The sequence below is a fragment of the Magnetococcales bacterium genome (genome assembly GCA_015228935.1).
In the GTDB taxonomy this organism is placed as follows: domain Bacteria; phylum Pseudomonadota; class Magnetococcia; order Magnetococcales; family DC0425bin3; genus HA3dbin3.
Window position 1 is genome coordinate 1 of sequence record JADGCO010000022.1, and the last position, 22470, is coordinate 22470.

Consider the following 22470-nt stretch of genomic DNA (forward strand, 5'->3'; position numbering starts at 1 on the left):
CGGCTCCTCGCCAGCCAGTTCCCCCTCCTTCAACTCCAACGGCTCCTCGCCAGCCGGTTCCTCTTCCTTCAATTCCAGGGACTCTTCACCAGCCAGGTCGCCCTCCTTCAACTCCAACGGCTCCTCGCCAGCCAGTTCCTCTTCCTTCAATTCCAGGGACTCTTCACCAGCCAGGTCGCCCTCCTTCAACTCCAACGGCTCCTCGCCAGCCAGTTCCCCCTCCTTCAACTCCAACGGCTCCTCACCAGCCGGTTCCTCTTCCTTCAATTCCAGAGGCTCTTCACCAGCCAGTTCCCCCTCCTTCAACTCCAACGGCTCCTCGCCAGCCAGTTCCCCCTCCTTCAACTCCAACGGCTCCTCACCAGCCAGTTCCCCCTCCTTCAACTCCAACGACTCTTCACCGGCCAGAGACTCTTCAACGACCATGCTTGCGGAGGACAATTCCAGAGGTTCTTCCCCGTCCTCGACAGGTGGCTCTTCCGCCACGTTTGTTTCTTGGGCTGTGGCGCTTTCAGGAGAATGTTGGGCAGCGACAGCCGCCGCAGCCACGGCCACGGCCACAGCAGAGGCTGCAACAGCCGCCTTGGCAGCCGTCTTGGCAACCCCACTGCCCGAAACCGCTGTCTTATCCGCAACAGTACCTGCCAGAACCGGCTTTTTTGCAGAATTTCCCGGGGTGGCAACGGGGTCTACCGTGGCAACGGGTTCTGTCACGGCAGCCGCCGTGGATTTGTCGGCGACGGATGGAACCATGGCCGGTTCCTGCCGGTTGCTTTCCATGCGATCCGTCTTGACCTCCAGCAAGGGGGAAATATCGGTCGGTTCGGGAGGATCCTCATCCAGGATTTCTTCCAGAGAGGCCAAAATCTCTTCCATGGTGGGGCTGCCATCTGCCGTCAATGGTGATGGCGCACCACCTCTCCGATTGGGTTCTTTTGCAGGACTCCGGTCACCCGGCATGGATTTTTCCTCTTTTTTCTGGCGTTTTTTCAAGACATCGACAGATTTTTTACGCTGTTTGCCATCTCTTTTTTTTTGTGACTGTTTTCTTCCCATGTCTCACCCTTGGTCTGCTTCCGAAGGAGAGTCACCACCCCATTTTCATGCGAACCGAATCCAGGATTGAGCTGAAAAAGCCGGCTTTTTCAATGGCGCGGTCGGTCACTGCCGGACGGGTCAACAGCTCTTTTTCACCCAGGCTGACCACGAAAGTTCCAATCTGGTCGCCTTTTTTGAACGGAGCGATCAGGGGTTCCTGAAATCTCAGCCCGACCCCCAGACTTGGCCGATCCTTGCGGGAAACCGTGACCACCAACGGTGCATCCACCGTCACATCCACCATCTTTTCCGTGCCCTTCCAGACCCGAACCTGCTTGACCGAAGTTCCCGTTTCAATCAGGCGGACAGTTTCAAACATGCGATTGCCATGACGCAACAATCGCAAGGCCTCTTCTTCCCTGATTTTGCTGCTTTTGGCACCCATGATCACGGCACCCAGACGTTGCCCATCCTTTTCGCTCGTCGCAATCAGGCAGTATCCGGCATCTGCCGTATGGCCTGTCTTCATGCCGGTAACGGAAGGATCACGCCAGAGCAGACGGTTGCGGTTGTACTGGAGAATTCCATTGAATTTATAGTGTTTTTCCTGAAAAAAATGGAGGTGTTGGGGAAATCTCTGCGTAATTGTCTTGGCGAGAATGAACAGATCCCGGGCGGTGCTGTAGTGTTCCGGATCCGGCAAACCTGACGCATTCTGGAAGCGGCTGCCTTTCATGCCCATTTCTTTGGCCTTTTGGTTCATCAGGTCGGCAAACCCCTTTTCCGAACCACCGATATGCTCGGCCACCACCACGCAGGCATCATTACCGCTTTGCACGGCAATACCCCGAATCAAATCTTCAAGAAGCACCATGTCCCCCACCTTGACGAAGGTTTTGGAACCTCCGACCCGCCAGGCTTTTTCACTGACCGGCAATTTGGTTTCCATGGTCAATTCGCCATTGGCCAGGGCGTCAAAGATCAGATAGAGGGTCATCACCTTGGTCAACGAGGCAGGATCCCGGCGCAAATCGGCATCCTGTTCATGGAGGATGGTTCCGGAGTCGAGATCACCGAGGATACTCGACTCACCCTGCACGGCCATGGGCTGCTCCCCGCTGTTGCCGGCGGGAGTCGCCGTACCACTGGCGTTGCCACCACTGACAGGCGCACCCTTTTGCCCCCCTCCCTTGCTGGGAGCGGCCAGAAGCGGCGTGACCCAAAGCAGGCTGATTGCGGACAGAATAACAAATAATTTCAGATAGATGCTTGTCTTTTTCGGGTACATTGTTCAACCCGCCATTTCGTTTGTGTTCGCGGTCTGTTCCATGGTGGAACCGACACTTTATTCCACGATGATCCGTCCTTCACCATAACCTTTCACAACGAGAGATTCCACCAGGGTATCGGCTGTCTCGACACTTGGAAATGGTCCCAGGCGCACCCGAAAGAAGGTTTCTGCACCCACCTGTGCCTTGCGTACATGAATTTGTGCCATTTTTTCCAACACCCGTGCCAACTCATCGGCCTTTTGCCGGGAACGAAACGCTCCAACCTGGACATAGACCCCCACCATTTCCGGGCGGGTCTGGGAAATTTTTTGCATCATGCCTGGTGGCGGTTCGATGGCTTCCACCTTGACCAGGGCCGTACCCATTTCGTTGAAGCCTAACGCCGTGGCTGCACCCCGGGAAAGATCGATCAGGCGATTTTTGACAAAAGGCCCTCGATCATTGACCCGCAAGATGGCCTGCCGGCCATTTTGCAGGTTGGTCACCCGCACCACCGTGTGCAGGGGGAGCGTGGGATGAGCAGCCGTCAACTCATCCTGGTCATAAGGTTCTCCGGCTGCGGTGGCCCGGCCATGAAAATAATGTCCATACCAGGAGGCGATTCCCTTTTCCACATACTCCTTGGCACTGGGCATGGGAAAATAGGTCACCCCGAAAATAGTGTAGGGAGGTTTCAGGCGACCCGGATCCCATTGCGGACGATCCTCCGGCTGGGTCTTTTCCACCACGGGGGGCAACGGTGGTGGTGGTGGTTGCACATCAACTCCCCCGGACGGCTGTCTGGTGCCGCACCCGGAAAACAACAGCATTATGGCCAACAGACCGGCCACACCGACGCTCCGATACCCTTCCCTGGCAAACCAACTATCCATTTTGACTCACATCGCTCGGGAAATTCCCACCGCCAACTCCCGGACCACCATGGCAAACCTTCGGGATCGGTTCCACCGGGTCACGACACGGAAATTATGAAACACCATATAATAACGAGGTCCGCTTTCCTCTTCCAGCATGATCATGGCCGCATCTTCATCCGGATCCGGCTCGCGTTGTCCAGATGCCAGACGAACACCTTGCGCCGACCACTCCCGCCATGGTCGCATGTTTTCGACATCCGGGGAAACCATTTTGTCCATATCTTCACTCGCCTCCACCGGGAGGACGTACAACCCGCCGGTCCGCCACCCTTGCCCACGCAAAAACGAGGCAATAGAGGCCAGGACATCATCCGTATCGTTGAAGACATCCCGTTTACCGTCGCCGTCGAAATCGACCGCATAACGGCGCAAGGTCCCCGGAATCATCTGCACCTGGCCGATGGCCCCGGCATAGGATCCCAGGGTATCTTCCGGATCCCACCCCTCTTCCTGGCACAGAAGCAGAAATTGACGCAGTTGATCCTGATAAAACACGGCCCGGCGCGGATATCCCCTGGCCAGGGTAAACAATACCCGCAAAACGGGATGCTTGCCCAGATTGTTGCCAAAACGGCTTTCGATTCCCCAAAGGGCTACCAAAAACTCGCCCGGCACGCCATAACGCTCGTTAATTTGTTGCAAAAGCATGCGATTTTGCAATAAACGAACACGTCCCTGGGCCATGGTGCGCTTGTTGACGAACAATTTTCTGTAGGTATAATAAGGCTTGGATTCAGCCTGGTGGTCCATCAGGGAGATGGCCAGATTATAGGGATCCAGGTTGAAAAAAAGGCGGTTCAGCCACCCCCGATCCAGACCATCCTGCTCCACCCAGGAACGCATCCACGGATAAATATCCACCACATCCTCGCCACTCCATGCCCTTCCGGTTGACCAGAACGCCAAAAACACCCCCCCCATCCCACCCAGCCAATCCCGCCGAGTGATGCCGCCAGCCGTCAGTCCGGTCTTTGCCACAGCCCCTGGTGCAATCGAAGCCTTGCTCGACACCGGGGAGCGGTTCATCTTGAATAGCCGCAACATGGATGATCTCGGTAAAAAGGTGGCGTTCCTCCAACTGTTCGACAACCACGATGAATGGACGATTCCGCATTTTCCAGCTTCTTCTGTCGGATCATACAACAAGAAACAGATCATGAAAACCGCTTTCCCTGACTTTGCTTCATTCCTGAAATTTCCGGGTCGCATGCGCCTGCAATCAACGGGTTCCATCTCTCTGGCCCAGCGGTTGCGTTACCTGCGCCCGCATTATCGACGCCATCTGCGGCAATTTGCCATCGGCTTTCTGCTGCTGGCGGCCACCAGTCTGAGCGCCGCCTCCATCCCCTACGCCATGAAACTGGCCACCGATGCCCTGCTGGCCGAAGCATCGGTCGGTACCATGAGCGGCTTTGCCGCACTTCTGGTCGTGCTGGCCCTGATCAATGGGGCTTTTCGTATTGCCGGACGGGTGCATATTTTTCGCATTGGCCGCCAGATCGAATATGATTTGCGCAACGATCTGCATCGGCAGCTTTTGCGTCTCGACAACGCTTTCTTCGACCGGGAGCGCACGGGCGATCTCGTCTCCCGTTGCACAACCGACATCACCTCGGTACGCATGTTCATCGGCCCGGGATTTTTGCAGATCAGCAACGCCGTCATGGTTTATCTGACCCTCCTGCCCATCATGATGAGCCTGGACCCATTCCTGACCCTCATGGCCCTGCTCCCTTTTCCGTTTGTCCTGGTGCTGACCCGTCTGCTGACCAGCCGTCTCTACCGTTTAAGCCGCAAGGTCGCCGACCGTTTTGGTCACACTTCCGGGTTTGTGCAGGAATCCATCGCCGGGATGGCGGTCCTGCGTGCCCACGCCCAGGAGGATAACTGGCGGCACCGTTTTGCCCTGGCCGCGCAGACCCTCTACACCGACCAGATGCGGCACGCCCGTCTGCAAAGCCTGTTCGCCCCGGTCATGATGTTCAGCGGTGGTCTGGGAGCCTGGATCATTCTCGCCGTCAGTGGTCCGGAGGTGGCATCCGGACGCCTGACGATTGGTGATTTTGTCGCCTTTTCCGGTTACCTGGCCCAACTGGTCTGGCCCACGGTCGGCCTGGGTTGGATTTTGACAGTCATGCAACGCGGTCTCGTGGCCCTGGAACGCATCGGGGAAATCCTGGACAGAAACCCCTCGATTCCCGCCAATCTCCCCGCCGCCAACCAGGCATCCCTCCCCCCTGTCGAGGCACCACCTGCCCCTGCCAACCTCTCCCTCGCCAATCGGGTCTCCCCCCTCCATGACGAGGCATCGCCTGCCCCTGCCAATCTCCCCGCCGCCAACCAGGCCTCCCTCCCCCGCGTGGAGGCGGTACCGCCTGTCCATGAACCTTTCCTCCACCTGGACCCACCTGCCGGGCAGGATCCTGCCGGTCGTGCAGACACCGGCAGCCGCCCGTTTCGGGGGCGTATCCAGGTCGAAGATCTGACTTTTCATTTTCCAGGTCCGGCGGCCCCGTCTCCCGGCAATCCCATCCTGGAAGCCATTCACCTGGACATTCAGCCCGGCCAGTTCATTGGTCTGGCCGGACGGGTCGGGTCCGGCAAATCGACGCTTCTGAACTGTCTGGCCCGTCTGCATCCCGTCCCGGCAGGCACCATTCGCATCGACGGCGAGGATCTCATGGCAATTGATGAACATCGCCTGCGCCGCCATCTGGCCATGGTCCCCCAGGAGAGCATTCTTTTTTCCACCACCATGCGCGACAATCTGCTGTTTGGTGCCCCTTATGCCCCGGAAGAAAAAGCCTGGGACGTGGCCAGACGCAGCCACATGGCCGAGGAGATTCGGGCTTTTCCTGCCGGCATGGCCACGCTGGTCGGCGAACGGGGCATCACGCTCTCCGGCGGACAGCGCCAACGCACGGCCCTCGCCCGTGCCCTGGTGATGGATCCCAACATTCTGCTCCTGGATGATGTCTTTTCCAGCGTCGATGCCCAGACCGAAGCGACCATTCTGGAACAGATCCGGCGAGACAACCCGCACCGCACAACCCTCATGGTTTGTCATCGCGTCGCGGCCCTGCACGATGCGGATCAAATCGTGTTGCTGGAGCATGGCCGGATCGCTGCCCGAGGCACCCATTCCGAACTCATCGTCTCCTCGCCTCTTTATCAGGACCTGCACCACCGCATGTTGCGCCACGAAGCCATGGAGGCCCTGCAATGACCCCCCTCCTGGGTTGCCACCCCCTCAGACCGCACCACCAGACCATGGGAGTCCTGCCATGACCAGCCACATGGCCACCGACACCGAAGAAACCGCCTATGGTGCCCTGGATCGCCGGATTTTCTTGCGTTTTCTCGCCTATGCCCGACCCTATCTGACCTGGATTGTGGCCGCCATCCTGCTCCTGCTGCCCGTCATCCTGGCCCAACTTGCCCAACCGCTCGTCATCCGCCATGCCGTCGATCACCACCTGGCCACCGGCAACATGACCGGCTTCAACGTTTTGCTGGCCGGTTTTCTGGCCTTGATTCTCCTGCAACTCGTCGGCAGCTACGGTCAGGCCTTTGTGAACAATATTCTGGGACAACGGGTTGTGCGCGATTTGCGCCAGGATTTGTTTGCGCACCTGCTCCGCCAGGATGCCGCCTTTTTCGGCAACAACGCCACCGGTCGTCTCACCAACCGCCTCACCAATGATACCGAGGTCGTCAGTCAGATGGTCAGCGCCGGTCTGATCAATCTTCTGGGAGACACCCTGCTGCTGGTGGGCATTGCCGGCAGTATGGCCCTGCTCTCCCCGCGTCTCTCTCTGGTCGCCCTCTGCACCCTTCCCATTCTGATCTTTGGCACCTTGCGCGTGGCCCGTTATCTGCGCGTGGCCCTGCGCGATGGACGCCTGATCCAATCCCGCATGGCCGGAACCCTCGCCGAAGAGATTGACGGCCATCAGATTGTCCGTCTTTTCCAACGTCAACAGTACAACCAGAATGCCTTTGATCAACTCAACACCAACTATCTCCGCAGTGCCCTGCGCAGCAATTTTCTGGAGGCGTTTCAATTCGCCTTCGTCGATGTCGTGGCCACGGTCACCATTGCGCTCTTGTTCTGGTATGGTGGCTTCATGCAAGGCTCTTCCCAGGAAGTGACCATCGGCACCCTGGTGGCCTTCATCGATTATCTCCGGCGCATCTTTTTTCCCATTCGGGATCTCTCCACCAAATTCACCACCCTCCAGGCCGCCATGACCGCCCTGGAACGCATTTTCGACCTCCTGGACACCCAACCCCGGATTCAGGACCCGGTTGAACCGGCTTCCCTGGCCAACATTCGCCAAGGAGGTGTCCGGCTGCACGCCATATCCCTGGACTATGGCCGGGAGACGATTCTGCGCGGCATCGATCTCGACATTCATCCCGGCGAAAAAATTGCCCTGGTCGGACCGACCGGGGCCGGCAAAAGCAGTCTGGCCAGGCTCATCAACCGCACCTGGGATCCGACCCAGGGGCACGTCACGATTGATGGCGTGGATGTCCGGCAACTGCCCCTTGCCCGTTTGCGCCGCATTGTGGGCGTTGTCCACCAGGAAACCTTCCTCTTCGCTGGAACCTTTCTGGAAAACATCACCCTGCATGATCCCACCATCTCCCAGGAGCGTGCCCTGGAAGCCGCCCGTCAGGCGGGCATTCTGGAGTGTTGCCGCGACCTTCCCCATGGTCTGCACACCCTGATCGCCGAACGCGGCATCAATCTTTCCGCCGGGCAGCGCCAGCTCCTCGGCATTGCCCGGGTCCTGGCCGCCAACCCCCGCATTCTGATTCTCGACGAAGCCACGAGTTCGGTCGATACGATCAGCGAACGCTTTCTCCAGGAAGCCATGCACCGCCTCATGAGCAACCGGACCGCCATCGTCATTGCCCACCGTCTGAATACCATCCTGCACATGGACCGCATCGTCGTCATCGCCGGAGGACGCATCGTCGAATCAGGCACCCATGCCACCCTCCTGGCACAACAAGGCCTCTATGCCCGCCTCCATGCCCTGCAATTTCAGGATAATACCTACACTTAACAAGTCACTGTCTTAATATTTGGTTTGAATTTTAGAAAATCTCGAACATCACGAGCAACTAATACAAAGCGGGAAAAACAGACTGATCACCTCCAGCAACATTTTTTGGATAACGATTCCAATCTATTTTTTCAGGGTTATTCTTTCCTTCTGCACAGTCCTTAAGTTTCTGATAATGATCTTTATAACGATCTCCTTTTGCATTCGAATTTCTTATTAAATCGAGAACTTTTTTATAAGTTTCAAGTGCCTTTTTACAATCACCTGCCATACATTGTGCAATGGCCAAGGTATGCAGAGAAGCCTGCTCACCTTTTTTACCTTTGTTCTGATCAACATATTTTAGAGCAAGAGCAAGAGCTTTCTCAATACCAACCCGCTTGCGAAAATACTCTTCGACAACAGACACCCATATAAAACTTTCCAACATCTGTGGCGGATCCTCGTTAACCATGGGTGTCAGGAGACGAAATGCCGTCTCAAAAGATTGGAGACTCAAGGTTTCCATTCCCAATTGGCGGGCCAACGCACCGATACCCAGATTCATGCCGGCTATTTTCGAACTTGCCCACTTATTCAATTCAACCCGTTCATCAGCAGGAAGATTTTTATCAATTGCCGCAAATTCTTGCAATCGATTTACCAAGCCCAGAGCTTTTTGATAAGAAACTATAGACTTTTTAAGATCGTCAAGCCGCTTCAAACTCAAGCCATGATACCAATATAAATTTATATATCTTTTCAGTTCTGAAGGATTAAGCTCAAACTTTTCAAAATTTATTTTGTTATTCGTCTCAAGGATAGAGATTGATTGGCCAAATTGAACAGCAGCAGCATCAAACTCTCCATCCTCATAATGACTATAACCGAGCATCATTATAGATTTTAATGTTAGTCTACTCCGTTCCGATAACTCCGAAATTTTACCAAAATTCAACGTCGCATTTTTAAAATAATCCGACGCAACTTTAAAATGTTTATCTCCAAACTCTCTAAAACCATCGGCATACATTTTAAGGCCATCATCTATTAATGCCCTGTCATTCTTCGAATTTGATGCAAGATTCTTTTCAGCCTTATCTTCATTCAAATTAAAATTATCAGAAAGCTGATTCGCACTAAAAACAACAGAAACAGGATTCCCTTCAACTATCTTTTTATACTTATCATATCCATCTTTGATAGCTTTTAATTCTGAATTCTTATTGATTATTTCCTTGCTCAGCTTTTGCTTCTCTTTATCAAGCTCGCTTTTTTCCATCTTTATTTTATTATTCTCTTCGACTAAATAATCACATCGCAGAGAAAGAGAATTATTAAATAGTTCATCTAATCTCTTATTCTCTGCTTCAGATCTCTCGTAGAGAATTGCGCATTGATGAACATCATTTTCCAAATTAGAAACTTTCTGTTCTATTGCAATCGAATTCAATTTTTCTTCATCAAGTTTCTTTGTCAATTCCACTATTGTATCGCGACGTTTCTCAAACTCGCTTTGTTGAAAAGCTAGTTCAGCAAGACGCCTATCAGATTCTGCTCTTAAATTTTCTCCACGAACATATCTTTCTTCAATTTCCACCTTCTCATTTTTTGCCTTCTCTAACTCGACATTCTTTTTTAGTAAATCTCTCTCCTTGTCCAACAATACATTGTTTTTTTCTTTTAAGTTTTCGCTGCTATTATGAAAAAAATACGCCATCATGAAAGAAAAAGCAATAACTACAACAACAGCAACTTTTTCATAAATAGATTGTTTTGTTTTTTTATTTAGATCATGCCTAGTAAAATCATTAACTGACTCCCAATCAATACCATACATCTCAGCCAAACTGTAATTCCACTTTTCCTCGTTTCGAAGAATTTTAAACTTATCCGCATCAAATGAGTCCAGATAAATCTTGTGTTTACTTTTTTTCCAGTTCTTTGCCTTATCTTCGATTCGCTGAAAAAATGAGATATTTTCCATTTCTTCAGCCACCCACTTCCCTAGACTATCCCATAAATAAATCAAGCTCTCATGGGTAATATCAACCCAGTGATCTTTTCTTAAGGTTTCATCTTGTTTGCAATCTACGGTCAGAAAGTAGACATCTTGACAAGCAAATGGCTTGATAACACTTTCCAAATCCTGTATACTGCCCCCCGTAAGGCCAAGCAATTTAGCTACTTGCACAGGCCTTCGCGTATCAGCAATTCCTTTACGACGATCAACCAATGCACAAAAAAGACGCCTACATATCTCCTTTTCGCGCTCATTAGGCAATTCAGCAAAAACCTGATTGCCATGATTGGAAAGCATTCTTTTTGTTCCACCAAGTCCGTCAAGAGTTGCTTTTATAAGAGTCGGTTCATTAGGATCCTTGCTTTTCGCCTCTTGCCAAGCACGGAAAAGACAGTGTTGAAGGATTGGCAGTTGAAAAGGTTCCCATTTCAAATCATCAATGAGCTGATCAGTAAAGTCCCTGTTGGTGGAGCCTTTAAAAAGCCTCGCAGGTCCCTCAATAGCTTCTCGGAGATTTTCCAGGCTTAGGCGAGGAATTAAAAAATGCCCCCGATTGATCATACCTGGAAGATCTTGGAATACTGCACAATTGCCTTCATATTCAGAACGCATAGTTAGAATTACAAATATATTATAAGGCACATCCTTGAGAACGCAATACAGCAAATTGTTTACAAATTCTCTTTGCTGATGGGCAACTTGATGACGGAAAATTTCTTCAAACTGATCGACCAGGATCAGAATCGGTTGATCACGGTTAAATTCAATTTCCTTGAGAAATGTCACAAAACCATCACGACCCCTTTGCATCAAAGCCACGACATGTTCAACAGAAAACTTCTTCGTATTACCTTCAAGTTCTATGGCTTGTTCAGCCAAATGCAGCAGGGGATTATCGGCTGGGCGAAAGATCAAGAAACGCCATCTCCCCCCGACCCCAGGCAATAATCCCACCTCCAAGGCATTCAGGACACCAGTACGAACCAAAGACGACTTTCCCGACCCCGAAGAACCTAATACTGCCACAAATCGATTGCTATTCATGACATCAAGGATGTCATGGACTTGACGCTCTCGCCCAAAAAAGAGATGTGCCTCTTCCTTTTTGAAGGGACGAAGTCCGGGATAGGGAGACTCAAGAAAGTGCTTACAGGATGACCGAGTTACACTGGGATTCGGTTTACCCCGGAGAAAGTTTACCATGGAACTGTTCTTTCACCAATCTCAGATAATTGTCAAGAGTCAAAACTGGCTTAGTTTCCCTGTTGAATCCCGAAGCCTGTGTCCATAGCTTTTGTAAAACCGACTGGAGAGTCGGTAAAGGTGCCTTCAAATCCTTGAGATCCATGATCAAACGTTGCAGCAATCCGGGCTCCAAAAAACCCCCGAAAAGCCGAACAGGTCCTTCAATAGACGCCTGGACCTGTACAACATCTGGACGAGGCAAAAGGTGCAACCCAATATTTGCATATCGAGTCAAATTATCATACTTTGACAATTTTCCGAAATTGTCATCTTCCATCACCAAGACCGAGTGAAGCAACCTAGGTGTTGTTTGTGCAGCACCAATCAGATGCCCTATAAACTCATCCAACAGATCCGGTGGTGTCTGATCCAGAAATGAGTCCAGGTTATCCATGACCAACAGAAGGCCGGACTCCTCTCTTGGTGGAAACAAACGGGCAAGAAAATCCGAAAAACCCGATTCAATCTGTCGTAACTCCGCCGCCAAAGATACCGAGTCACCCCAGTTGACGGACACATCATGCCGATGTCTCCTGATTGCATCAATCAAACTTACATATGGATTGGCGCTGGTCAGGAGTTCAAGAACAATCCAACTTCCTCCGCACCCAGGTGCCAATCCACATTCCAATGCATCTATCAGTCCACTATTAACCATGGATGATTTTCCACACTGGGTCGGTCCTGTCAACAACAGCAAACCCTGAGCAGACAACTTTTCCAAGGAGGGAGCTAATCTGGAAGCTGGAGTAAAAAAAATCTCGGCATCCCCTCTTTGGAACGGACGCAGTCCGGGAAACGGGACATCAAACATGGGAATTCCCTTTCATAGCTACTAGTTGCTCAACAAACTGACGCACATCCTCGGTAATGTCATCACTTAAGCAAAAAGTATACCACTCGTTATTGGCAGCATGAATGACGGGAACGGTGAGATTATTTACCCCTTCCTTTTTATCCTCAGAAATGAAAAAAGCATATACGTCCAACGGACCCGACTTCCCTTCCCCAATTCGAGAGGGAAGTGCTTTGATAAACCTTTGATGGTGGCTGGCAACCCATACAGGAGCCGCCTTGTCAGCAACCAGTATCAGATCCTGACATGCCTCAAGATTTTCCCGGTAAATAGATTCAATTTTCCCAGAAGTCAGGAGATTATTATCAAATGTTCTGACATCGTAACCATTCTTGTTCAGTTCATCACGAAGAACAGAAGCCAAAATTTTGTCGCTCTTGTCAGCAACAAGATAAATGAATGGCCTTGTCTGCGACAAGGAATGCAACGACAATCTGGACTCTAAAAATTTTAGAAAATTCTCCAATTCACCTGAAAACACATCACTAAGTTTAACAAGCTCCTCATGATCATAATTAAATATCTCTGATAAATCCGACCTTGGATCAAGCCATAAATAAAATCTTGCGTCATTCTTAAATATGTTTCTGGCAGTATCAAATTGATAAAACGGAAGACCGCCAGGCATTTGATGAGGATTAACACACCCCGTGTGGTTGCTCAGCAATTGAATATAAGCAATACAATTTTTGCATTCATGCATGGACTCAGCTAAATATCTGGCATCATTTGTTTCTAAATTCTCTTTTCTCGGGAAAACTGTGTAACCTTTAGACACCAACCAAGCCCTGACATACTCCAACTCTCTACAAATATCATCGGTTGCCATCGCCAAATACACATTTCTTCCATTACCACCATGCGAATCTTCGGTAACTATGCCCGATTTGCCTTTCAACTCCTTGAGCTTTTCTGAAATATCATTCCCAATTTTTATCATAAATTTCTCAAAATAATCTATATTAGAATCCTGAACACCATCAACAAACCTCCAATCACTTCCCTTATCACTTTCTGTGACGAAAAAATCATAACCTGCCTGTTCAATCCTGGAAAATTGTCTGTAAATTTCATCATTTTTAATATCATTATTCGTAAAAATTGGGAAAAACCTCGATTCATCACCCACTGTCCTCTTCAAAGATTCATAAAAAGACTTGCTTTCTTCCATGCACCATGGCGCACCAAAATATCCCTCGGATATAAATGCAACAAACACTGCGGATGATGCAGCATTCCGTTTAATATCCTGTAAATTGGCGTTTCCTTTCTGATCGGTCAAATCGAACCAGATTCGCAGGTTGCGTATACCAAGCCTGGATAGAATAAAAGTTTTTATTCTTGCACGAAAATACCCGATCATACCATGTTCCAACCGACCGGCCCCTGGAAACCGGGGAGGAGGACTGATAGGATTATCAACCCGTGCATAACTTATGAAAACGTCATTATCATATCCAGGAACATACCCTTTTTCCTCCATTGCAGTGTCAACTCCCCATTATCAAGCTCTGCCAAAAAAGCCACGCCGAACACCCAACGATCTCGCAAAAACTTACATCAGAAAATGTTTTCACTTACAACACATCTGAGCCTGATTTTATCATCATACAAACAACTACCTCAAGGTATTCAGTTCAAGAAATCGCACACTGAAGTTAAGAAGAGAGAAAATTTTCTAACACTCTGAAATAAAATAATATTATTCAAATGCATTTTCGACCTCCTGGACACCCAACCCCGGATTCAGGACCCGGTCGAACCGGCTTCCCTGGCCAACATTCGCCAGGGGGGTGTCCGGCTGCACGCCATATCCCTGGACTATGGCCGGGAGACGATTCTGCGCGGCATCGATCTCGACATTCGTCCCGGCGAAAAAAATTGCCCTGGTCGGACCGACCGGGGCCGGCAAAAGCAGTCTGGCCAGGCTCATCAACCGCACCTGGGATCCGACCCAGGGGCACGTCACGATTGATGGCGTGGATGTCCGGCAACTGCCCCTTGCCCGTTTGCGCCGCATTGTGGGCGTTGTCCACCAGGAAACCTTCCTCTTCGCTGGAACCTTTCTGGAAAACATCACCCTGCATGATCCCACCATCTCCCAGGAGCGTGCCCTGGAAGCCGCCCGTCAGGCGGGCATTCTGGAGTGTTGCCGCGACCTTCCCCATGGTCTGCACACCCTGATCGCCGAACGCGGCATCAATCTTTCCGCCGGGCAGCGCCAGCTCCTCGGCATTGCCCGGGTCCTGGCCGCCAACCCCCGCATTCTGATTCTCGACGAAGCCACGAGTTCGGTCGATACGATCAGCGAACGCTTTCTCCAGGAAGCCATGCACCGCCTCATGAGCAACCGGACCGCCATCGTCATTGCCCACCGTCTGAATACCATCCTGCACATGGACCGCATCGTCGTCATCGCCGGAGGACGCATCGTCGAATCAGGCACCCATGCCACCCTCCTGGCACAACAAGGCCTCTATGCCCGCCTCCATGCCCTGCAATTTCAGGAAACGCAACATATCTGCTGACAGAACACAACAGACCTGTTATATTTTTCCCCATGAACAGCAACGAATTCAAGAGGTGGTTGGCCCAGCAAGGGGCCACATTCGTTCCCGGCAAAGGAGGGCATGTCAGGATTTTCTTGAACGGTCGAGTCTCCGTGTTGCCCATGCACTCGGGGGATCTGAAGAAAGGCACGGTTGCGGGTATCAAAAAACAGCTTGGGTTAAAATAGGGATGTGAAACATGTGGAATTATGTCGTTGAACTCACCCCCGCTGAAGAAGGCGGATTTGTCGTCACTTTTCCGGATATTCCCCCCGCCATTACACAAGGCGAAGACAGGGACGAGGCACTTTTGCGTGCCCGTGATGCCTTGGAAACGGCTTTGGAGTTTTACATTGACGACCGAAAACCACTTCCTGTTCCATCTCCGGCTGGTGGACACCCCACGGTTCGCCCTAACGCCCTGGTGTGCGCCAAGCTGGCCGTCTACCAGGCCATGCAGGAAACCGGCGTTCGCAAGGCTGAGCTGGCCCGGCGTCTGCATTGGCACCTTCCACAAGTGGATCGGTTGCTTGATCTGCGGCATGCCTCACGCCTTGACCAGGTTGAAACAGCCCTTGACGCCCTTGGTCTCCAGGTTGTCATATCGGTGGAAGCGGCGCAATCCTTCACGATGCCAATGGATCACCGTTGTCGGCTTGACGATGACCAAGGCTTCACGCCAACCTTGCCAAACACTTGATAGCAAACCCAAAGCAGGCGATCCAATGGATGAATCTGCAACCGACGAGGCTGATTCCTTTGAAGGACCGCCAGTTGGTGCCTCAAAGCCAGGATTTCCACTTGCAAGGCGGTTCGGCTGCGGAGCAGGTCGGCGATGCAGATGCCGATGATGGTGAAAAGTGATTTAAGGCACAGCATTCGAGGATGTTGACATGGCCGATCACGACAATCAAAGCCAACCGACCGAGTACGACTCGCCATGGAAAGAGATCTTGAAAGCGTACTTCAAGGACTTTCTGGCGTTTTTCCTGCCAAAGGCACATGAAGGCATCGATTGGCAGCGTGGCCCTGAATTCCTGGACAAGGAGTTGGATCGGATCACGCGGGAGGCGGAATCCGGCAATCGTCGTGTCGATCTGCTGGTCCGGGTCTGGCTGCTCGACGGTGATGAACTCTGGGTGCTGATCCATGTCGAAATCCAGGGGAACCGTGATCCGAATTTCGAAGAGCGGATGTTCACCTGTCAGTATCGGGCCTTCGACCTCTACAAGAGACCCGTGGTCAGCCTGGCCATCCTCGCTGACGAAGAAGCCACTTGGCGGCCATCGGCGTTTGATTACCAGAAGTGGGGATCCAAGGTCAGTTTCCAGTTCAATGCCATCAAATTGCTGGATTACCTGTCTCGGTTGGATCTCCTGGAGTCATCCACCAATCCGTTTGCCATCGTCACCCTGGCGCATCTGACCGGCAAACAGACCAGGAACCAACCGGCAGAACGATTTCAGCACAAAATGCGCATCACGCGCATGCTGTACGAGCGTGGTTTCAGCCGCCAACAGATCGTTGACCTCTTTCGATTCATCGACTGGGTGCTGAGCCTGCCGGAAGAGTTGGACAACCAATTCTGGACAAATCTATCCAACTTCGAGGAGAACAAGAAAATGCCTTATATCACAAGCGTAGAGCGGATTGGGATGCGGAAGGGAGAAGAGAAAGGCCGTCATGATGGCAAGGCTGAAATGCTGCTCAAACAGCTCCAGGCTCGCTTTGGATCGGTTCCAGAATCGTTTCAGAAAAAAGTGGCCTCTGCTGACCTGAATGATATTGATGCCTGGGCCATCAAAATTTTTCAGGCCGACTCACTTCAAGCTGTTTTTCATTGACATGTTCCACTTGGTCACCATGTGCCCATCGGAATCTGCTCCAACCCTCCAACCGGGAGAGCCGGAAAATCCGTTCAATTCGGCACTCGGTCGTGGACACCAACGTGGGTGATGGAAGCTTTTCATTCCCCATTCTGGGTAGTGCTACACATGTACGTTGCAGGTCGCCAAGGCAGAAGAAAAAATGGACCAATTCAGCGGTATCAAGGATGAAATGTTCGAACTTCTGGATCAATTGTCCATGGATGCAGCAGCCAGGTGATGGCCGGCACGATCTCCGCCGACGATTGTACATGGATGCGGCACTAGGTGATGGCCGGCACGATCATCGGCGACGATAAGGAGACAACAAGGAGGGGTGGGGTGTGATCAACCCGGCTCAATCCCCAGCACCATCCATATTGGCCTCAAAAGTTGCAGCGACCAGATCCGGATCAACATCGGCCCGCACAATGGCCTTGCCAATTTTATCCAGCAGGATAAACCGGATGCGTCCATTGAGGACTTTTTTGTCCCGGGTCATCGCTTCCAGGTAGCGTTTGACCGGAAAATGGGGGGCACGAACCGGCAGCCCGGCTTTCTGGAGCAGGGCACGAATTCTTTGCACATCGGCAGCGGAACAGAGTCCGCACCGCCAGGAAAGATCGGCGGCCAGGACCAGACCGATGCCCACGGCTTCGCCATGCAATAACGTCTGGTAGCGGGTCAGGGTTTCAATGGCATGGCCAAAGGTGTGACCCAGATTCAGAAGGGCACGTTGGCCACTTTCCCGTTCGTCGGCAGCAACAATCTCGGCCTTGATGGCACAGCAGGCCCGAATGATCGGAATCAACACCTCGGGATCAATCGCCGTCAGGGAATCGATGGACCTTTCAATCTGTGCAAACAGGTCGGCGTCCCAAAGCAGACCATACTTGATCACTTCGGCCAGGCCGGCCAGAATTTCCCGTTTGGGCAGGGATTTCAGGGTGGCGGCATCGATCAGGACCAGACGGGGTTGATAGAAGGCCCCGATCAGATTCTTGCCCAGGGTGTGGTTGATCCCGGTCTTGCCTCCCACCGAGGCATCCACCTGGGAAAGCAGGGTGGTGGGAATCTGTACAAAGGGCACACCCCGCAGAAAGGAAGCCGCCGCATAACCGGTCATGTCGCCAATCACACCACCGCCCAACGCCACCAGCAGGGTCGAACGTTCAAAGCGGTTTTCGATCAGGGCGTCAAAGATCATCTGCAAGGTTGGCCACTCCTTGTATTCTTCGCCGTCCGGGAGGATGATGGGCAGGACGGTAAACCCGGCCTCGCCCAGGGACGTGGCCACAGGCTTCAAATAGAGGGGAGCAATGACGGTTGACGTGACCACCGCCACCTGCCGCCCCGCAGCCAGGGGCTTGACCAGAGAACCGATTGTTCCCAGCAGATCATGACCCATGACAATATCGTAGCTGCGGGGACCAAGATCCAGGGACAAGGTGGTCGAGGGGTACATGGCAACCGGTTCCTTTGTCAGAAAGTATGATATGATTGGGCAGACGATCAGGATGAACCACACAGGGTCGCATCGTCAACCTGATCTTCCCGGAATGTTTCCGATTCTTGATGGTCTGGACCGTGGATGGTCCAATCATCGGGGTCAAGTTTCTCTAATCTGACGATTCCAATCTATCGACACCTACCGCATGGCTGCCACCAAAACTGCCAACAAGGTCCGGCCCGCCAAGGGCAGACCGCCCCCCAGAAAAAAAAGCGGCTTCAAGCGGTTTCTGTTGCTGCTTTTGCTGATTTTTCTGGGAACAGCCGGCTATGGGCTGACCCTGTACAATCGTTACTCAAAAGATTTGCCGACCCTGAACAGCCTGGCCGACTATCATCCGAGTCTGGTGACGCGGGTTTATGCCCGGGATTATCAGCTCCTGGGAGAATTTTTTCTCGAACGGCGGCAATTTGTCCCCAGTGGTGAAGTGCCGACGATGTTGATCAACGCCTTTCTGGCAATTGAAGATTCCCGGTTTTATCTGCACCCGGGCGTCGATCCGGTGGGATTTGCCCGGGCAATTGTGGCCAATCTCAAAGCCGGGCGGTTTTCGCAGGGAGCCTCCACCATCACCCAGCAGGTGGCCAAGACATTTTTACTGAGTTCAGAACGCACCCTCAAACGGAAGGTGAAGGAAATTCTCCTGGCCCTGCGGATTGAGGAACGTTTCAGCAAGAATGAAATTCTTGAATTGTATGTCAATCAAATTTATCTGGGTGCCGGGGCCTACGGCGTGGGAGCGGCGGCACGCATTTATTTTGATCGCGATGTCTCCGAGCTGGATCTGGGCCAGATGGCCCTGCTGGCCGGATTGCCCAAAGCCCCGAGCAGTCTTGATCCATGGCGGCATCCTGACGCCTCGCGTGCCCGGCAAAAACTGGTCTTGAACCGGATGGTGGAGTTGGGCATGGTCACGGCTGACGAGGCCAAAGAGGCCGCAGAAAAATCCTTCGGTCTGGCCCGTCCGCAGATTCCCCTGGAACAGGTGGCCCCCTATTTCCTCGAACATGTGCGCCGCACGATCAAGGCCGAATGGGGTGTCCAGCATTTGCAACGGGGTGGACTCGATGTCTACACCACCCTGGATCCCAGGCTGCAACGTGCCGCCCAGGCTGCCATGCGGCGCGGTCTCATCGAGTACGACCGTCGCCATGGTTACCGCACCCCAACCACGTACCTGGAAAAAATGGATCCCGCTTCCATCAGTGCCTGGCTGACAGAAGAACGCGCCAAGATGCAACCGCGTTCGGATCTGGAACAGGTCGGCATCTATCTGAAGGGTCTGGTGACCAAAATCAATCCCCATGGCACACAGGCCCAGGTTTTGTTGGTGGAAGGCCAGGAAGTGACCCTGACCCTGGAAGGGACAAAATGGGTCCGCCTGCGGCAGGACAACGACAAAAAAATACCCGGCAATGCGGTCAAACGTCTTCAGGATGCGTTCAAGCCAGGGGATGTCATTCTTCTGGAGCCACCCTCCGGCAAGAATGCCTTCTACCAGCTCGCCCAGGATCCCGAGGCCGAAGGGGCGCTCGTCAGCCTGGACCCTCATACCGGCGAAATTCTCGCCATGGTGGGAGGCTATGATTTTCAACGCAGCGAGTTCAATCGCGCCACCCAAAGCCAGCGGCAACCCGGTTCCTCGTTCAAACCCTTCATCTACGCCGCAGCCCTGGAAAAGGGCTATACCCCGGTTTCGATGATCGACGACAGCCCGATCCCCCTATCGTATCGGGATCCGGATACCGGTGAGATCAAAGTGTGGCGTCCGGAAAATTACGAACGCAAATTTTTTGGTCCGACGACCTTGCGGGTTGCTTTGGAACACTCCCGCAATCTGGTCACCATTCGTCTGTTGAAAAATATTGGTCTGAACGAGGCGGTACCGATAATTGCACGCTTTGGACTCACCATTCCCGACTCGCGCTGGGATCTTTCCATTGCCCTGGGTACGGTCGGGTTTACCCCCATGAAAATCACCTCCGCCTATGGGGTGTTTGCCAACGGTGGCAAGTTGATTCCGCCGGTCTACATTTCCCGGGTCCAGGACCGGTATGGTCGCACGATCCAGCGCCACAGCGGCGGGGATTGTCAGCTCTGCCATCAGGAGCCGGCCCGCGATGCCCTGGCCGACACCGACAGCAAGGAAAACGCCCTGTATGGTGGACGGCGACTCTCCAAGGAGACCTCCTACCAGGTCACCAGTCTGCTGAAAGGGGTCATCACCAACGGCACCGGTCATGATGCCACGGTATTGAAGCGTCCCCTGGCCGGCAAAACCGGAACGACCAACGACATGCGCGATGCCTGGTTTGTGGGATTCAGTCCCTCCCTGGTCACCGGCGTCTGGGTCGGCAATGACGACAACTCCACCCTGGGGGCACGTGAGACCGGTGCCCGGGCCGCCCTGCCCATCTGGATTGATTTCATGCGTGCGGCTCTGGCCAATCGCCCCATCACCGACTTTCCGGTGCCAAGCGGCATCCATCTGGAAGCGGTCGATCCCAATACAGGCCGGCCCCCGGCCCCCGATGCCCGCCGGATCGTTCTGGAAGCTTTCAAGGACAACGAAGGCCCCCTGACCTCCGCCTACCCTTCCTCATCAGGAGAGGAACCCCCGCCGGTGGATTTTGATCGGGAATATTATTGAATTTGAATGACAACTCCCGCCAGTGGCTTTTGACAGGGAACAGGATTGATTCAAATGCAGTCTCGTCTGTCATCTCCCAGCAGGAGTATCCCCCCCCGGCGTCGAGGCACACCAGACAAAGGGCGGAATGGAGATCATCACCCAAATCCCCATCAGTACTCGATCTCCCCGGATGCCTTCATTTGTTCCCAGACACTTGGAGGAACCTTTACACCGGGGGGATAAAATTTACCCCCCAACATTTCTTCGCCCTTGAAGTATTCAGTGGGAGGATTGATTTTGCGATTGGCAACAATCCTGTCCGCCAGTTTTTCGGTTCGTGCAATGAACTGTTTTTCCTCATCGGTCAGATCCGGTGCAGTCCCAAATTTCATGTTATTTCTCCACCAACCATACCTTGACTATGCCATCCGCCATTTCCTCGACTTTCCTGATGACAAAATCCTTCCCTGGAGGATACAACACCTCTCTCCGATTCGGGTAGAAAGAAAATGGTTCAATCCCAATACGGAAATAGGTTCGCAGTCTGGTTTGTTGTAGGCATAATAACGACAGTGTCGTTGTTTTTCTACAAAATTATAGTGTTTTTTAGATAATAATATTGATTTTTTTTCATGGAACCCGTCCCGGATCCGGTTTACCCTCGCCGTCAAATGTGGCCGCCATGAGGCTTGCACGACTCTTGCGGTGTTGTCACGTTTGGCGACAGGTTGATTGGGGGGGGGAGTGGGGAGGATGATCCGGGTCTTTGTCATCGATGATCATCACATCATGCGCGATGGTTTGCGGCGCATATTGGCCGAACAGGCCGATATCGAATGGGTGGGCGAGGCTGACAATGGTCGTCAGGCCATGGCAGAACTCCAAGAGAAACCTTGTGATATCGTTCTGGTGGGCATTTCCATGCCGGACATGGATGGTCTGGAACTTCTCAAGCGATTCAAGACGCTGGCTCATCCTCCCCGGGTATTGATTCTCGCCGTACATGCCGAGGCAACCCTGGCCATGCGTTTCATCAAGGCCGGAGCCAGGGGCTTTGTCACCAAAAAGACCGCTTCCCGGCAACTGATAGAGGCCATGCACCAGGTTGCGAACGGGGGTTGTTTCATCATCCCCGAGATTGCGGAACAACTGGCCCGGCAATTGGGGCATGAAATGCCTGCCGTCCCACACGAACTGCTTTCGAATCGGGAGTATTCTGTGTTTCGTCGTCTGGTGGCCGGGCACGGCATCTCCAGGATTGCCAAAGAGATGAGTCTCAGTCCCAGCACCATCAGCACCTATCGTACCCGCATCCTGGATAAATTGCAGGTCGAAAACAATGCGGGTTTGATCCGTTATGCCAGGGAGCAGGAAATGGATATCTGATCCGGGTTTGCATGTCTATTATTTTCAGAAAAAATTAAGCATGTTTTCCGATGTTTTATATACTATTGGTATTTTTTTGTGTCTTGTTCGTGGCTGTTCATAA

The 22470-nt window shown here is 52.5% G+C and carries 17 protein-coding genes; 8 read left to right on the forward strand and 9 right to left on the reverse strand.

Annotated elements, in window-relative coordinates:
- From HQL65_07470 to HQL65_07485, 4 genes are all read right to left on the reverse strand, one after another.
- On the reverse strand, positions 1-1056 hold a 1056-nt coding region (locus tag HQL65_07470), incomplete at its 3' end, for a hypothetical protein (GenBank protein MBF0136063.1).
- Positions 1057-1087: 31 nt separating this feature from the next.
- Positions 1088-2326 (reverse strand): D-alanyl-D-alanine carboxypeptidase, encoded by a 1239-nt coding sequence (locus HQL65_07475; protein ID MBF0136064.1) that lies wholly within the window; start codon positions 2324-2326, stop codon positions 1088-1090.
- 57 nt (positions 2327-2383) lie between these two features.
- The gene (locus HQL65_07480; GenBank protein MBF0136065.1) at positions 2384-3202 is read right to left on the reverse strand and encodes a septal ring lytic transglycosylase RlpA family protein; all 819 of its coding nucleotides are present in this window, start codon (positions 3200-3202) and stop codon (positions 2384-2386) included.
- 6 nt (positions 3203-3208) lie between these two features.
- Positions 3209-4291: a lytic murein transglycosylase gene (locus HQL65_07485; GenBank protein ID MBF0136066.1), complete on the reverse strand. Its 1083-nt coding sequence runs from the start codon at positions 4289-4291 to the stop codon at positions 3209-3211.
- Between HQL65_07485 and HQL65_07490 the strand changes: the two genes are divergently transcribed.
- Positions 4275-6473, forward strand: coding sequence for an ABC transporter ATP-binding protein (locus HQL65_07490; protein MBF0136067.1), 2199 nt, complete (start codon positions 4275-4277; stop codon positions 6471-6473). The genes HQL65_07485 and HQL65_07490 overlap by 17 nt on opposite strands.
- 58 nt (positions 6474-6531) lie before the next feature.
- Positions 6532-8322, forward strand: a complete 1791-nt coding sequence (locus HQL65_07495; GenBank protein MBF0136068.1) for an ABC transporter ATP-binding protein — start codon at positions 6532-6534, stop codon at positions 8320-8322.
- A 58-nt stretch (positions 8323-8380) separates the two neighbouring features.
- On the opposite strand, the gene HQL65_07500 is transcribed toward HQL65_07495, so the two are convergent.
- The 3 genes from HQL65_07500 to HQL65_07510 all read right to left on the reverse strand — a co-directional run bounded on the left by HQL65_07500 (position 8381) and on the right by HQL65_07510 (position 13908).
- On the reverse strand, positions 8381-11368 hold the full coding sequence (locus HQL65_07500) for a hypothetical protein (protein ID MBF0136069.1): 2988 nt from the start codon (positions 11366-11368) through the stop codon (positions 8381-8383).
- A gap of 136 nt (positions 11369-11504) precedes the next feature.
- On the reverse strand, positions 11505-12383 hold the full coding sequence (locus tag HQL65_07505) for a hypothetical protein (GenBank protein MBF0136070.1): 879 nt from the start codon (positions 12381-12383) through the stop codon (positions 11505-11507).
- Complete coding sequence (locus HQL65_07510; protein MBF0136071.1) at positions 12376-13908, reverse strand: toll/interleukin-1 receptor domain-containing protein; 1533 nt, start codon at positions 13906-13908, stop codon at positions 12376-12378. The genes HQL65_07505 and HQL65_07510 overlap by 8 nt, the downstream gene beginning before the upstream one ends.
- Positions 13909-14248: 340 nt before the next feature.
- Here HQL65_07510 and HQL65_07515 point away from each other — a divergent pair, with 340 nt between their 5' ends.
- The 4 genes from HQL65_07515 to HQL65_07530 all read left to right on the forward strand — a co-directional run bounded on the left by HQL65_07515 (position 14249) and on the right by HQL65_07530 (position 16818).
- A complete protein-coding gene (locus tag HQL65_07515; protein ID MBF0136072.1) occupies positions 14249-14953 on the forward strand; it encodes an ATP-binding cassette domain-containing protein in 705 nt (234 codons plus the stop codon).
- Between the two features lie 32 nt (positions 14954-14985).
- The gene (locus HQL65_07520; protein ID MBF0136073.1) at positions 14986-15162 is read left to right on the forward strand and encodes a type II toxin-antitoxin system HicA family toxin; all 177 of its coding nucleotides are present in this window, start codon (positions 14986-14988) and stop codon (positions 15160-15162) included.
- 11 nt (positions 15163-15173) lie between these two features.
- Complete coding sequence (locus HQL65_07525; GenBank protein ID MBF0136074.1) at positions 15174-15674, forward strand: type II toxin-antitoxin system HicB family antitoxin; 501 nt, start codon at positions 15174-15176, stop codon at positions 15672-15674.
- A gap of 193 nt (positions 15675-15867) precedes the next feature.
- A complete protein-coding gene (locus tag HQL65_07530; GenBank protein ID MBF0136075.1) occupies positions 15868-16818 on the forward strand; it encodes a cytosolic protein in 951 nt (316 codons plus the stop codon).
- Positions 16819-17197: 379 nt separating this feature from the next.
- Here HQL65_07530 and aroB read toward each other — a convergent pair whose 3' ends face one another.
- Positions 17198-18304, reverse strand: a complete 1107-nt coding sequence (gene aroB, locus HQL65_07535) for a 3-dehydroquinate synthase (protein ID MBF0136076.1) — start codon at positions 18302-18304, stop codon at positions 17198-17200.
- Between the two features lie 190 nt (positions 18305-18494).
- Here aroB and HQL65_07540 point away from each other — a divergent pair, with 190 nt between their 5' ends.
- Positions 18495-20999, forward strand: coding sequence for a PBP1A family penicillin-binding protein (locus HQL65_07540; protein ID MBF0136077.1), 2505 nt, complete (start codon positions 18495-18497; stop codon positions 20997-20999).
- Positions 21000-21151: 152 nt separating this feature from the next.
- Here HQL65_07540 and HQL65_07545 read toward each other — a convergent pair whose 3' ends face one another.
- Positions 21152-21373 carry a hypothetical protein gene (locus HQL65_07545; protein MBF0136078.1) on the reverse strand — a complete coding sequence of 74 codons (222 nt, stop codon included), beginning with the start codon at positions 21371-21373 and terminating at the stop codon, positions 21152-21154.
- A gap of 361 nt (positions 21374-21734) precedes the next feature.
- Between HQL65_07545 and HQL65_07550 the strand changes: the two genes are divergently transcribed.
- Positions 21735-22367 carry a response regulator transcription factor gene (locus HQL65_07550; protein ID MBF0136079.1) on the forward strand — a complete coding sequence of 211 codons (633 nt, stop codon included), beginning with the start codon at positions 21735-21737 and terminating at the stop codon, positions 22365-22367.
- The last annotated feature ends 103 nt before the right edge of the window (positions 22368-22470 follow it).

Bases quoted from the DNA above. Each gene is read 5' to 3' on its own strand.
- HQL65_07475 (MBF0136064.1), bottom strand. From the start codon at position 2,326: ATGTACCCGAAAAAGACAAGCATCTATCTGAAATTATTTGTTATTCTG.
- HQL65_07480 (MBF0136065.1), bottom strand. From the start codon at position 3,202: ATGGATAGTTGGTTTGCCAGGGAAGGGTATCGGAGCGTCGGTGTGGCC.
- HQL65_07485 (MBF0136066.1), bottom strand. From the start codon at position 4,291: ATGTTGCGGCTATTCAAGATGAACCGCTCCCCGGTGTCGAGCAAGGCT.
- HQL65_07495 (MBF0136068.1), top strand. From the start codon at position 6,532: ATGACCAGCCACATGGCCACCGACACCGAAGAAACCGCCTATGGTGCC.
- HQL65_07500 (MBF0136069.1), bottom strand. From the start codon at position 11,368: ATGAATAGCAATCGATTTGTGGCAGTATTAGGTTCTTCGGGGTCGGGA.
- HQL65_07505 (MBF0136070.1), bottom strand. From the start codon at position 12,383: ATGTTTGATGTCCCGTTTCCCGGACTGCGTCCGTTCCAAAGAGGGGAT.
- HQL65_07510 (MBF0136071.1), bottom strand. From the start codon at position 13,908: ATGGAGGAAAAAGGGTATGTTCCTGGATATGATAATGACGTTTTCATA.
- HQL65_07515 (MBF0136072.1), top strand. From the start codon at position 14,249: ATGGCCGGGAGACGATTCTGCGCGGCATCGATCTCGACATTCGTCCCG.
- HQL65_07520 (MBF0136073.1), top strand. From the start codon at position 14,986: ATGAACAGCAACGAATTCAAGAGGTGGTTGGCCCAGCAAGGGGCCACA.
- HQL65_07525 (MBF0136074.1), top strand. From the start codon at position 15,174: ATGTGGAATTATGTCGTTGAACTCACCCCCGCTGAAGAAGGCGGATTT.
- HQL65_07530 (MBF0136075.1), top strand. From the start codon at position 15,868: ATGGCCGATCACGACAATCAAAGCCAACCGACCGAGTACGACTCGCCA.
- aroB (MBF0136076.1), bottom strand. From the start codon at position 18,304: ATGTACCCCTCGACCACCTTGTCCCTGGATCTTGGTCCCCGCAGCTAC.
- HQL65_07540 (MBF0136077.1), top strand. From the start codon at position 18,495: ATGGCTGCCACCAAAACTGCCAACAAGGTCCGGCCCGCCAAGGGCAGA.
- HQL65_07545 (MBF0136078.1), bottom strand. From the start codon at position 21,373: ATGAAATTTGGGACTGCACCGGATCTGACCGATGAGGAAAAACAGTTC.
- HQL65_07550 (MBF0136079.1), top strand. From the start codon at position 21,735: ATGATCCGGGTCTTTGTCATCGATGATCATCACATCATGCGCGATGGT.